Genomic DNA, 13,679 nt, shown 5'->3' on the forward strand with positions numbered 1-13,679 from the left:
AAGATTGATTGATTATGACACGTGCAAATGCTCAAGGTCGTCTCAAAGGGCGTAAACCAATTGCGGTTATTGATATTGGCTCAAACTCGGTAAGACTTGTGGTCTATGAAGGGTTGGTACGCTCGCCCACGGTTTTGTTTAATGAAAAAATCCTCTGCGGTCTTGGCAAGGGTTTGGCAAAAACAGGGCGATTGGAAGACGAGTCGGTAAAAATAGCACTGGCGACCTTGCGGCGTTTTAAAGCACTTTGTAAGCAGATTGATGTTGATAATATTCATGTGCTTGCAACAGCCGCCGCACGCGAAGCGGAAAATGGCCCACAATTTATTGAAGAAGCGGGCGAAATTTTAGGCTGTGAAATTCGTGTTTTAACCGGCAAAGAAGAAGCAACCTATTCTGCTTATGGCATTTTATCGGCTTTTTACCAGCCTTCTGGTATTGTTGGTGATATGGGCGGCGGCAGTGTTGAATTGGTTGATGTTCATAAAAACAAAATTGGTGATGGCGTAACAACGCCTTTGGGCGGATTGCGCCTTATGGATATGTCGGATAATAATCTTAGCGAAGCGGTAAAAATAGCGCGGCGTTATGTGCGAAAAGCCACATTATTAACCAAAGCGCGTGGGCGTAATTTTTATGCAGTTGGCGGTACATGGCGTAACCTTGCCAAGCTCTATATGAGCTTTAAGGGCTATCCTTTGCCGGTTATGCATGCCTATGAACTTATTCCAGACGAGATTGATTATTTTCTTCATCGCATAGCCAAAGGCGATATTGAAACCATCAAGGGGATTGAAACAATTTCAAAAAACCGCCGCCAATTATTGCCTTATGGTGCGGCGGTGCTTCTTGAAATTATCCATGTGATGAAGCCAGCAAAAATTATTTTCTCCGGTTCTGGTGTGCGTGAGGGCTTCCTCTTTTCATTGCTAAACAAAACAGTTCGCAATTATGATCCATTATTATCGGCAACGGAAGAAATGGCGGTTTTGCGCGCTCGTTCGCCGCGTCATGCCAAGGAATTAATGGTTTGGACTTCGCAAGCCTTTGAAACTTTGCAACTAACTGAAAGCGAAGATGAAAAGCGTTACCGCGAGGCCATTTGCTATCTTGCTGATATTGCTTGGCGTATTCACCCCGATTATCGCGGCATGCAAGCGGCCAACCAAATTGCCTATGGTGTTTATTCCGGTATCGACCATCCAGGGCGAGTTTTTGCCGCTTTAACGGTTTTTTACCGCAATGAAGGCTTGGTGGGTGATAAAAACGCCCCAGAAATTATTAGCCTTGCAACGCCGGATATTATTTACCGCGCCAAGGTTTTGGGTGCTTTTATGCGCATTAGTAATTTATTTTGTGCATCCAATAGTGGTATTTTACCTGAAACCTTCTGGTCTATGGAAGATGGCTGTCTTTCGCTCAATATCCCACAAAAATATCAAGATTTGGTGTCTGATCGCCCAATTGGTCGTTTGCAGCAATTGTCTAAATTGGTCAATATTCCGGCGCAATATCGTATCATTAATGATTAAGTCTTGATGCGATATTGATTTGTGCGCAATGGTGCTAAAAAATTATTATACATTTATCTCGTTTTATCGCGTAGTTTTATAAAACTGCGCGATATTTGCATGAAATGACAACAGTTTTATTGCATTGAAAAAAATTGTTAAATTTTGCTTATTTTACAAATTGTAATATGGTCTTGCTGTCTTTAAAATAAGGTTTCAGGATTTAAAAAGAATGGGTATTGTTATGAAGCCGTTAATTGATCAATTTGATGTTTCACAAGAGGCGGTGGAGCAGGTTGTAAAAAACACCTTGGAAAATGCCGATGACGGCGAGCTTTATATGGAGTATCGCGAAAGTGAAGCCTTAGTTTTTGACAATGGCCGGTTAAAAACTGGCTCTTTTAATCAAGATCGCGGTTTTGGTTTGCGTGCTGTCGCTGGCGAAGCAACGGGCTACGCTCATTCAGGTGAATTTTCATTGGCGGCATTAAAACGGGCAGGTGATGCGGCCAAAGCAGTATCAGCCAATCATAGCGGTACTATTGCTAGCGCACCGCGCGGTACTAACCATCATCTTTATGGTGATGAAAGTCCGCTTGGCGCACCAAGCTTTGAAGAAAAAGTTGCTCTGCTTGAAAAAATTGATTCTTATTTGCGTCATAAAAACGGCGATGTTAGACAGGTTACAGTATCCCTTGCTGGCTCTATCCAACAAGTGGAAATTTTACGTGCTGATGGGCAATTGCTGCGTGATACACGTCCGCTTGTTCGCCTTGGTATTGGTGTTGTTGCCGCCCATGGCGATAGGCTTGAAAGTGGCTTTTATGGTTGCGGTGGCCGAAAGGCTTTTGAAAGCTTTATTACCGAACATAATTGGCAAATGGCGGCTGATGAAGCCTTGCGCCAAGCCTTAATTAATCTTGAAGCGGAAGATGCACCAGCTGGCACCTATGATGTGGTTTTGGCAAATGGTTGGCCTGGTGTTATGCTGCATGAAGCGGTGGGACATGGCCTTGAGGGTGATTTTAACCGCAAGAAAACCTCTGCCTTTTCAGGGCTTTTAGGTCAGCAAGTGGCTGCAAAAGGGGTAACTGTCGTTGATGATGGTACAATTCCAGATCGGCGCGGTTCTTTAAGTATTGATGATGAGGGAACGCCATCTGGTCGCAATATATTAATCGATGATGGTAAGCTTGTTGGCTATATGCAAGATAGGCTAAACGCTCGTTTAATGAATATGCAGCCAACCGGTAATGGCCGGCGTGAATCCTATGCCCATGCGCCAATGCCACGTATGACCAACACCATGATGCTTGGCGGTGATGCAACGCCTGAAGATATTATCGCTTCTGTCAAAGATGGTATTTATTGTGTTTCGTTTGGCGGTGGTCAAGTGGACATCACATCGGGTAAATTTGTGTTTGAATGTACCGAAGCCTATCGCATCCATAATGGTGTTGTTGGTGCGCCCATAAAGGGTGCAACACTTATCGGTAATGGACCTGATGCGATGCACCGTATTACGATGATTGGCAATAATCCAAAGCTCGATAATGGCATTGGTATGTGCGGAAAAGCAGGGCAAAGCGTACCGGTTGGGGTAGGGCAACCACATTTGCGCATGAATGGCATGACAATTGGTGGTACGAAAGCCTAATTAAGAGATGAGGAGTAGTTTAACTCTTTAAGAGAGTTGAACTGCTCTATTTGTCTAAAAAGGTGGCGAGATGAGTCTGGCTATCTATGGGGTTGAATAGGGGGGAATGAAACTAATTCAATAGTTAAGTATTTAAAGCAAGCCTTTGTTAGCTTTTGTGGAACTAATGTAAAAAAGATAAGCCCAACCCAATTTGAAATGCGCGCAAAAAACTTTAAACCAAGCCAAGAGCTTTACTTTCTTTATGTTGATAAAGACCACTTTACTTCAATTGGAAAATAAGTTTGGGAGTAGCTATGGGAAATGCCAAAAGCTGGTTTATTGTTAAATATAATTGGGATGATGATTGCACGTGCGAGCATCATTTTCAGCATCGCTATCTTGGTATTGGCGGTGATCTATGGCCGCAAGGAAATGCGAATAATCATACCGCCTATTATTCGATTTTTAATAAATTAAGTGAAAATTGGCAATATATCAATATAGGCAACTATTATGTGAATGTTTGCACATCGCTTATTGACGCAAAAAACTATAGCCAATTTTTAGAGGCAAAATATAAAAAGCCAATCCTTATTGAAGTGTCATTAGATGATTTAGAAAAGGCTGCAGGCTATGATTTTGGCCAGCCCCACGGCGGCTATTCGTTAATAGAGACGGAGATTTTTGGCTGCCGTCGTTTTGAAGCAGCAAAAAAATATCTTAATCATCACGGTCTATTTAAAACGCGTGGTGATATAAATCAGTTTATTAGCGAATTAGATTTAACCAAAGTGGAAGATCTTGATAATTATCTTGCTGTTTCGATTAGAGAAGTTTTGTTTTAAAATTGATTATAAAAAGGCGCTTAAAGCAAAAAGGCGTTATTAAAAAATAACGCCTTTGAAAAAAATGCTTTTATAAAACTATAATTTTAAGTTTTTAACCGTGTTGAGGTTAGCATAAAGGCTGGAATATCATCGCCAAAACCAATAATTGGGCTATTATCATGCTTTTTGCGGTTGTGGTCAGAATGATTATTTCTTGAATGGGGTGGCTTCGTTGCTTGCATATTTTCTTTAACTTTTACCGCTTCAATTACGGGCTCTTTGCTTTGATTATTTGCCGCTTTGCTTGGCGCGTCTTTGCCTACGGTCTCATCAATTGAGGCTAATGTATCATTGGTTAAAATTGGATCTTTTGCTTTTTTATTGGTATTCTTTTTATTGCGGCCAGCTTTACCCTTATGCTCGGTTTCTTCAGCTTTTTGTGGGGCAAGGGTTGAAAGATCGCCATCAAGCCAAGCGATTTCTTCCTTGTTCATTTTTTCAATAGCATCAACATATTTCATGTCGGCTTTGGTAACAATGGTAAAGGCACTGCCTTTGCGGCCAGCTCTGCCTGTGCGTCCAATGCGATGCACATAGTCTTCAGGATGAGTAGGTACGTCGAAGTTAAAAACATGGCTGACATCAGGAATATCAAGCCCGCGTGCCGCAACGTCAGATGCAACCAAAAGTTGCAATTTGCCTTCTTTAAAATTGGCAAGCATTGTCATGCGCGAGCGTTGATCCATGTCGCCATGCAAAGCACCTACGCTAAAATTATGGCGGGTGAGCGAACGGAAAAGCTCTGCCACATCTTTTTTGCGGTTACAAAATATAATTGCGTTTTTAAGCTCATCACCCTGTGCTTTGATAAGGTCGCGCAATACAGCGCGTTTATCCCAAGATTTTGGTGGAGATTTTACTAAATATTGGGTGATTGTGCGTGCGGTTGATGATTCTTTTGCAACTTCCACGCGCTCTGGCGCATGTAAAAACTGCTCGGTCAATGTAGTAATTTCTGGCGCCATAGTTGCCGAGAAAAACAAAGTTTGCCGTGTAAACGGAATAAGCTTACAAATGCGCTCAATATCAGGAATGAAACCCATATCAAGCATGCGGTCGGCTTCATCAATCACCAAAATTTCAACGCCAGTTAAAAGGAGTTTACCGCGTTCAAAATGGTCGAGCATACGCCCTGGTGTTGCAATTAACACATCTGCGCCACGCTCTAATTTGCGGTCTTGATCTTCAAAAGATGTGCCGCCAATAAGTAAAGCGACATTTAAGCGATGATTAATGCCATATTTTTCAAAATTTTCAGCAACTTGTGCTGCAAGTTCGCGGGTAGGCTCAAGGATCAAAGTGCGCGGCATTCTTGCGCGTGCCCGTCCTTTTTCAAGCAAGGTCAACATTGGCAATACAAAAGAAGCCGTTTTACCTGTGCCAGTTTGCGCAATACCTAAAACATCTCGCCGTTGCAGAATAAATGGTATTGCACCAGCCTGAATTGCGGTTGGAGTTGTATAGCCAGCTGCATCAACCGCGGCCGTTACTTTTTGGGATAAACCAAGTTCTGCAAAAGATGGTAAGGAGGACATATTTTCTTCAATTTTTAAGGACAAATTTTAATCTTTGTTAAATGCGTCAAATGATCGCTAATTAATTAGCTATATAATGCAAATTAGAAAAAATAAAAGCATTATATAATTTTATTCAATCTTATCAAACTTACTTGATAAAGCCAAACGGTATTTCCATAGCTGTCTATCAAGCTTGTCACAATAATTTTTATAATCTAGTTATTTTATGCAGTCTATCTTGATGATTTTTTTATAATCTATCTGTGTGATGTAAAAATAAGCAAGATGTTTATTTTTCATCAAATAAGATTTAAAGCTATAAATATTACACCATCAAGACATAAATATTTAAAAATAGTTAAGCTTCTTAGATATAAAAGTCAACGAAATAATTTAATCGATTTTATAAAAGTATTTAATGTTTTTATCAAAGTTAAACACTTGCGCTTTGCAAATTGGAGAAAATATAGAAATATAATTTTATATTTAAAATCAATTTGATATATATTTTTAATAAAGTGATTATAGGTATAAAAATATAGTTTTTACAGTGGAGAATGTTTGTAAATTAGTGAATAATGCAATGATTCATTGTGATAGAGTAACGTCGTTAAGCACTTTGAATTGACATTATTTTTATATACCATCGGCTTATCTACTAAATTTTGCCATCGCTTGAATTGTTGCATGTCATTTATCAAGTGGATAACTAACCGCTTTTTTGCATAGTTTCCATAAAGGGGCTGTTTTTATCTTAATAATTTTATCTACATAATTTATAGTGTTTGCAATAAATAGAATATTGGTCTGGAGTTATCATGTCACTTCCTGAAAAAGCATTTCCCGTCAGCTGGGATCAATTTCATCGCGATGCACGCGCACTTGCTTGGCGTATTGCAGGGCAGGGCACTGAGTGGAAAGCCATTGTTGCTATTACACGCGGTGGCTTGGTGCCTGCCGCCATTATTTGCCGCGAATTAAATATCCGCCTTATTGAAACCGTTTGTATTGCCTCTTATCACGATTATAGTAAGCAGGGTGAAATGGCGGTATTAAAAGGTATCAGCGAAAACCTGTTAGAAAATGGCGGCGAAGGCGTATTGGTGATTGATGATTTGACCGATACCGGCAAAACAGCTGGCCTTATCCGCAATATGATCCCAAAGGCGCATTTTGCAACGGTTTACGCAAAGCCGCAAGGCCGCCCGCTGGTTGATACTTTTGTAACCGAAGTTAGTCAGGATACTTGGATTTATTTCCCTTGGGATATGGGGCTTGCTTATCAAGAACCTATAGCAAAAGGCGGCGCCTAATTTATATTTTTGGCAAGGTATCCACTCGATTAGGCCTGGTTGCCTTGCCAGTATTTTAATAATGAGTGAAAATAATTTCCTTAAATGCAGCGTTTTTTATAGCTTATAGGTGTTCTATTCTATAAGGCTTGGCATAATGATATTTTTATGCTAACATCTGCGCCGGCTTTTGAGAATGTGCTAAATTTCAGATATTAACCTTGTTTTTAAAAAAAGTAATAGAATAGTTGACAGTGTTTTTTTAAGGAACTGTTTTAGGTTTTTATTCTTTGACATTTTTATATCAATCAAATGATTAAGCAATCAAAAACCAAATTATCGAAAAAACAAATTATCGAAAAATATGTGCTGAGCAATTGAACCAAACGGATTTTGATTCATTATATTAATATCAACTCTTACCGGTCGCATCATCATCATAAATCGACGACCCAAAAAAAATAACAAGAAGAGGATATAGTAATGTCGGCCGTAGCAAAATCAAAAATTGTATTATTAAATGATGGCCATCTATTACAGGTAGCAGCCCTTGTTTATCGCTATCAGGGCAAAAATTTAGAAGTTTTATTAATCACTAGCCGTGGAACTGGCCGCTGGATTTTTCCAAAAGGTTGGCCAATGCCAGGCCGCAGCTCGGCACAGGCTGCCTTGCGTGAAGCCTATGAAGAGGCAGGTGTGCGTGGCACTGCTGAAGCTCATGCAATTGGTTCTTATGAATATAAGAAATATGACTTGCCAGAGGGACAAAACTTGTTCACAGTTGACGTTTTTCCAATTCTATTTTCTCATCAAGAGAAAAAATGGCCAGAAAAACAACAGCGTCAATATGAGTGGGTAAGCCCGCAAGAAGCTGCAAAGCGAGTGGATGAGCAGGAATTAAAACAACTCCTATTAAATTTTCAGCCACTAGCGCAAGCGGCAATAGCTTAATCTTACTTTAATATTAAGGGGCTAACACCTAAAATAGCAATAAGCTATCAAATGGGCTACGACTTGATTTAAACTGTAGCCCATAGTTTTATAAGATAATTAATTGGCCTTGTAACCTTCCATCAGTTCAAGCACCTCATCTTCAGTTAAATAACGGATAAAATCAAGCCGTGTCGTTTGCCCAACATGGATTTGATCCGTCATATTTTCCCAGCTGCGCTTAATCATGGATTGATCTTCAACCGCAACCAAAACCACCTTGCCTTGCCATTTTGGCCATATGTCTACCGCTGGCTCGCCCAAAATAATCGGAAATATTTGCGGTCCTTCATCTTGCCAGTTAGACCAAGGAATCCAAGAATATAGGGATTTATGTAGGACTTCATCCACCAATATAGCTGGATTGACTTTGCCAATTTTCAAATTTTCTTGGCGCTCTGCAATAAAGGGTTGCAACAACTCAATGGCATGAAAACCGTTTCTTATGTGATGACCACGAACAATAAAACCAGTTTTACTGGAATGTAGTAGCACAACCATGTCAGGATTACTCATTGCCGTCATTTGGGTCAGAAAATAAAGATGACTAATATCAATGAGATCGCTATTATAAATTTCGTAAATTTTTTCGATAAATTGTTGGTTGGCTTTAAAAGCCTCTAAATAGTCATCATGATGAATGATGCATGCCATGATGGGAAGAATGAGGCAATTTATAGTCTCGGTAAGGTTTGCTAATCGCGCTTTTTCATCACTTTCAAGGTTTTCAAACTTTTCTTTAACCTGATGCCAATTTTTTAAATCTTGCTCAAATGCGGCTTTATTTTCATTATATAGAGTGTCACTCTCATTAGGTTCATTGCCAATAAAAGGCTCAAATTCTGCTAAATAGTGCAATAGCAGTGCGCAGGCATTGTCAAAAAATTGCGCTGGTTCCACCCCTTGTTCGATAAGGCCGCCACACGCCAAAGCAAGGGTGGCAGCATTTTCGGGCAAAACAAAATGCTCTAATTGCTCGCCTACTTGTTTAATCCATAGGGAGGGATCATCAATTTTCTTACATGTTTGTTGAAAATTTACGCAAATAGGCAGCATCTCTGGCGAGCGCACGGATTTATCAGCTTTGACCATATCCTCCAACAAGGCATCAATTCTACCTATATTCTGCATGAAACACCCCATTATTGCTAGAATTAACCTATTAGAGCGCATTTCGATCTGATTGGATCAGATCGGCGCTCTAATCCATTGTTTACCTTCGTTTTTTGTCCGAAAACCGCTTCACACTTTTTTTGAAAACGCTCTAAATAATCGTTACTTTTGCCCAATTATACCATTTCAACATCCACAACACCTTGGATCGCTTTCATTGCCGCGGCAATTTGCGGGCTTAAGCGGTAACGGCGCGGCAATAAAATTTCAATCTCGCGTTCACCGTCATCTTTTAATAAAATAAGGCTAACTTCACCATCACCAATAGTGGTTAATTGTGTTTTGATATGTTCCACCACATCGGCAGAACGCACAAATAAACGCAGCATTTTACGAAGGCGCGCCGCCTCATCTTCTAAAGAATTAACGCTTTGGATGCGCAGGCTCACCCCTTCGGGGCGATTTTCCGCAGCAACAGTAATCACTACCGATTGCCCCGGTTCCAGCATGTCACCAAATTGGGCAAGACCTTCAGAAAAAAGAATGGCTTCATATTGACCGGTTGAATCTGAAAATTGCACAATACCCATTTTGTTGCCAGTACGGGTTTTGCGAATTTGCTTTGTGGCAACCGTTCCAGCAAGCCGGCCAGCACTAGCCCCTTTACGTACTGCATTGGAAAATACTGCCCAATCTTGTACGCGCATTTTTTCAAGGTAGGTTTTATATTCATCGAGCGGATGAGCCGATAAATAAAATCCAACCGCTTGAAATTCGCGGTGCAGTTTTTGCGCGCTAAGCCAAGGAGTTGCTTGTGGTAACATGAGCTTTTCAGCTGGGGTATCAGCAAGGCCAAAAATATCAATTTGACCACTATTGCGATCTTCAAGCACGCGATGCGAACGTGCTAGGATAGTATCAATGCCTGCCACCAAAACTTCGCGGCCAATGCCAAAACAATCAAGGGCGCCTGCACTAATCAAGCTTTCAAGGGCGCGGCGATTAACAATATGGGTATCTACGCGCTCGCAAAAATCTTCCAAGGAAGAAAATGGCTTATTGCCGCGTACTTCAACAATATGGTCAACCGCCTGCTCACCTACGCCTTTAATGGCGGAAAGCGAATAATAAATGCAATTATCACCCACTTCAAAAATACGATAAGACGTCTGGATCGACGGCTGCACCACCTTGATGCCCAAACGCTCGGCTTCACGGCGAAAATCGTTAAGCTTATCGGTATTATTCATATCATAAGTCATTGATGCGGCGATAAATTCAACCGGATAATGCGCCTTCATATAGGCGGTTTGATAAGAAACAATAGCATAGGCGGCAGCGTGGGATTTATTGAAACCATAATCGGCAAATTTTGCCAAAAGATCAAAAATCGTATTGGCTTGTTGTTTAGATACGCCATTTTCAATCGCACCATCGACAAAGCGCGATCTTTGCTTATCCATTTCCTCGCGGATTTTTTTACCCATAGCGCGGCGTAGCAAATCGGCTTCACCAAGCGAGTAGCCAGATAAAACCTGCGCAATCTGCATCACCTGTTCTTGGTAAACAATAACGCCTTGCGTTTCTTTCACAAGATAATCAATTTGCGGATGGATCGAAGCAATTTCTTCTTCGCCATGTTTGCGCGCATTATAGGTTGGAATATTTTCCATTGGCCCCGGGCGATAGAGCGCGACAAGGGCTATAATATCCTCAATTCTATCCGGCTTCATGCCCAGCAAGGCTTTACGCATACCGGCACTTTCCACCTGAAAAACGCCAACAGTTTCACCGCGCGCCATCATTTCATAAGTGGGGGCGTCATCAAGGGGAATGTGAGAAAGATCTATTTTTATGTTTTTTCGCGCAACAAATTTAACCGCAGTTTGTAAGACTGTAAGGGTTTTTAACCCTAAAAAGTCAAATTTCACCAATCCTGCTTGCTCAACATATTTCATGTTAAATTGGGTGACTGGCATATCCGAACGTGGATCACGATACATCGGCACCAATTGCCACAATGGGCGGTCACCAATAACAATACCGGCCGCATGGGTGGAGGCGTGGCGATAAAGCCCTTCTAGCTTTTGCGCCACATCAAGCAAGCGGCCAACAACTGGTTCTTTTTGCTTTTCTTCTTCAAATTTTGGCTCATCTTGAATAGCTTTTGACAGCGAAACTGGATTAGCTGGATTGGATGGAACGAGCTTACTTAAGCGGTCAACTTGCCCATAGGGTATTTCAAGCACACGCCCCACATCACGCAAAACGGCACGCGCTTGCAGCGTTCCAAAGGTGATAATCTGCGCAACTTGTTCGCGGCCATATTTACCTTGCACATAACGAATAACTTCTTCGCGCCGATCCTGACAAAAATCAATATCAAAGTCCGGCATTGATACGCGGTCAGGATTCAAAAAACGCTCAAAAAGCAGCGAAAAGCGCAAAGGATCAACATCGGTAATGGTAAGCGCATAAGCAACCAGCGAGCCAGCACCAGAACCACGCCCTGGTCCTACGGGAATATCCTTACTCTTTGCCCATTTGATAAAGTCAGCAACGATCAAAAAATAGCCGGGAAACTGCATGCGTTCAATAATGCCAATTTCATATTCCAACCGCTTTTCATAATCTTCAACACTATAGCCATCAGCAAGCCCTGCGGTTTCAAGCCGCCATTTTAAACCTTCTCGCGCTTGGCGGCTAAGTTCTGCAGCTTCTGCGGCAAGGGCTGCATCAGGGTCATCCGACTGGCCAGTAAATCGCGGCAAGATCGGCTTTCTAGTTGGGGTAAAACTGTGGCAGCGTAATGCGATTTCAACGGTATTTTCAATGGCTTCGGGAAGATCTTTAAAAAGCGCTACCATTTCATCTTGCGTTTTCATATAATGATCTGGCGTTATGCGGCGGCGATCATCATTAGACACCACTTGGCCAGCGGCAATAGCCAGCAATGCATCGTGGGCTTCATAATCTTCACGCTTTAAGAAAAAGCCTTCATTGGTTGCAACAAGGGGCAATTCGCGTGCATAAGCAAGTTCCACCAGCTTTGCCTCAAGAGCACGATCATAATCGCCTTGCCGTTCAAGTTCAACATAAAGCCGATCTTTAATTGCCTTTTGCAAAAACTCAATGCGGCTCAAAGCCTTGTCAGGGCGATCTTCTTTAAAGGCAGCAGCAATAGGCCCATTTAAACCACCAGTTAAAACAATAATACCATCACCAATTTCATTAAGGTATTGCGCTCTAATATGGGGTGGATCTGTATCTAATTTATCAAGATAGGCACGGCTTACAAGGTCAACAAGATTATTATAACCTGTATCATTGGCAGCAAGAAATACCATTGATTGAAAATCTGCAGCGGTGCGCATTTTAACTATGCGGCTATCACGCGCATCCTCTTCAAAATCTACAGCTAATTGACAACCAATAATGGGTTGAATACCCACCTTAAAACATTTTTGGGTAAATTCCAATGCGCCAAATAGATTATTGGTATCAGTAATAGCAATTGCCGCTTCGTGGTCGCTTGCTGCATGAGCAACGATTTTGTCGGTTTTAAGCGCTCCTTCAAGCAATGAAAAAGCAGAATGGACGCGCAAATGGACAAACTTAGGATAAGAAAGTGATTTAGGCGTTTGTGTTGTTGTTTCACTCACCAGTATGAATCCTATTTTGCTTCAGGTTTTATGAATGTGGTGCTGAATATAGCTTGAATATATGGCATTTATATCAACACATATGATAGGTGATATAAAGATAATATTTACAACTTTAAAGCCCTCTTTGCCGAAAATATGCTTCAATTAGCAGATTGTTCGTGAGCTCGACTAAAGAAGCTAAGCTTTGCTTCAAGGCTTTACTAAATAGCTACATAATAAATTTTGTGAAACGCCAGTTAATGGCAGAGCTGTTTAAGAAAATATATAGATTTTTAATATTTCGAGAAAAATATTTAATTTAAAAAATATATTTGAAACAAGCAATTGTACGATGAGTTCAAATTTTTGATAGATCAATAAAAGGTAGCGAAATTAGTTTAAATAGAAATGTTTTATATTGTATTGTTTGGTAAAATAGATGGTGCCAAATAAATTTATAAAAAGGCAAAAATAAAATGGCGATGTTTATAGAGTAAATATACTCAGTTAAACATTAACGCCATTTTTTCACATGAAGTGTAAAGACTATGTATCACCTTGTGGGTGGTAGAATTTATATTTTAATTATCAAATTATTAAAGATAACTTAACTCCCCCGCAGGTGTTAAAGTTATATTATTGCTTGGTTGCCCGCTTTTTACGTTTGCGGCCTAGTCCCATTTCTTTTGCGAGTTCAGAACGCGCCATGGCATAATTAGGAGCAACCATAGGATAATTTGGATCAAGATCCCATTTTTCACGGTATTGTTCTGGGGTTAAGCCGTAATGGGTCATCAGATGACGTTTTAATGATTTAAACTTTTTACCATCTTCAAGGCAAATAATGTAATCTTCACCAACAGAACGCTTTGGATTAACTGCAGGCTTGGGTTTTTCAGTGACGACTTCAACAGTATTAGTTGCATCGATACTGGATAGCGCACCATGTACATTGGTGATTATTGTTGGTAATTCAGCTGCTTGGCAATCATTATTGCTTACATATGCAGCAACGATATCAGCGGTCAATGCGATCAACATTGCCCGGTCAGTTTCATTATTATCAGAGCTTTCCATAAGTTCTTC

Annotated in this window: 9 protein-coding genes and 1 pseudogene; 6 read left to right on the forward strand and 4 right to left on the reverse strand. The window is 40.8% G+C overall.

Features of this window, described 5'->3' with window-relative positions:
* Positions 1–14: 14 nt before the first annotated feature.
* The 4 genes from ppx to N6B01_RS04395 all read left to right on the forward strand — a co-directional run bounded on the left by ppx (position 15) and on the right by N6B01_RS04395 (position 3,995).
* The gene (gene ppx / locus N6B01_RS04385) at positions 15–1,532 is read left to right on the forward strand and encodes an exopolyphosphatase (protein WP_182419099.1); all 1,518 of its coding nucleotides are present in this window, start codon (positions 15–17) and stop codon (positions 1,530–1,532) included.
* A gap of 223 nt (positions 1,533–1,755) precedes the next feature.
* The gene (gene tldD, locus N6B01_RS04390; RefSeq protein WP_262080101.1) at positions 1,756–3,168 is read left to right on the forward strand and encodes a metalloprotease TldD; all 1,413 of its coding nucleotides are present in this window, start codon (positions 1,756–1,758) and stop codon (positions 3,166–3,168) included.
* A 120-nt stretch (positions 3,169–3,288) separates the two neighbouring features.
* Positions 3,289–3,450 (forward strand): DUF4424 family protein, encoded by a 162-nt coding sequence (locus N6B01_RS15215; RefSeq protein WP_410007253.1) that lies wholly within the window; start codon positions 3,289–3,291, stop codon positions 3,448–3,450.
* 14 nt (positions 3,451–3,464) lie between these two features.
* Positions 3,465–3,995: a hypothetical protein gene (locus tag N6B01_RS04395; RefSeq protein WP_262080102.1), complete on the forward strand. Its 531-nt coding sequence runs from the start codon at positions 3,465–3,467 to the stop codon at positions 3,993–3,995.
* Between the two features lie 343 nt (positions 3,996–4,338).
* Here the strand turns inward: N6B01_RS04395 and N6B01_RS04400 are convergent.
* Positions 4,339–5,572 (reverse strand): annotated as a pseudogene (locus N6B01_RS04400) (DEAD/DEAH box helicase); the annotation flags it as partial.
* Positions 5,573–6,372: 800 nt separating this feature from the next.
* Between N6B01_RS04400 and gpt the strand changes: the two are divergent.
* Both gpt and N6B01_RS04410 read left to right on the forward strand, forming a co-directional pair.
* Positions 6,373–6,867 carry a xanthine phosphoribosyltransferase gene (gene gpt / locus N6B01_RS04405; RefSeq protein ID WP_262080103.1) on the forward strand — a complete coding sequence of 165 codons (495 nt, stop codon included), beginning with the start codon at positions 6,373–6,375 and terminating at the stop codon, positions 6,865–6,867.
* A gap of 462 nt (positions 6,868–7,329) precedes the next feature.
* The gene (locus N6B01_RS04410) at positions 7,330–7,797 is read left to right on the forward strand and encodes an NUDIX hydrolase (RefSeq protein WP_182419103.1); all 468 of its coding nucleotides are present in this window, start codon (positions 7,330–7,332) and stop codon (positions 7,795–7,797) included.
* Positions 7,798–7,896: 99 nt separating this feature from the next.
* Here the strand turns inward: N6B01_RS04410 and N6B01_RS04415 are convergent, their stop codons facing one another.
* From N6B01_RS04415 to N6B01_RS04425, 3 genes are all read right to left on the reverse strand, one after another.
* A complete protein-coding gene (locus tag N6B01_RS04415; RefSeq protein ID WP_262080105.1) occupies positions 7,897–8,967 on the reverse strand; it encodes a hypothetical protein in 1,071 nt (356 codons plus the stop codon).
* Positions 8,968–9,125: 158 nt separating this feature from the next.
* Positions 9,126–12,611 (reverse strand): DNA polymerase III subunit alpha, encoded by a 3,486-nt coding sequence (gene dnaE / locus N6B01_RS04420; protein ID WP_262080106.1) that lies wholly within the window; start codon positions 12,609–12,611, stop codon positions 9,126–9,128.
* 618 nt (positions 12,612–13,229) lie between these two features.
* Entirely contained in the window at positions 13,230–13,670 is a 441-nt protein-coding gene (locus tag N6B01_RS04425; RefSeq protein ID WP_262080107.1) for a Ros/MucR family transcriptional regulator, read from the reverse strand.
* Between the last annotated feature and the right edge of the window lie 9 nt (positions 13,671–13,679).

Source organism: Bartonella sp. HY406, assembly GCF_025449315.1.
GTDB lineage: Bacteria > Pseudomonadota > Alphaproteobacteria > Rhizobiales > Rhizobiaceae > HY038.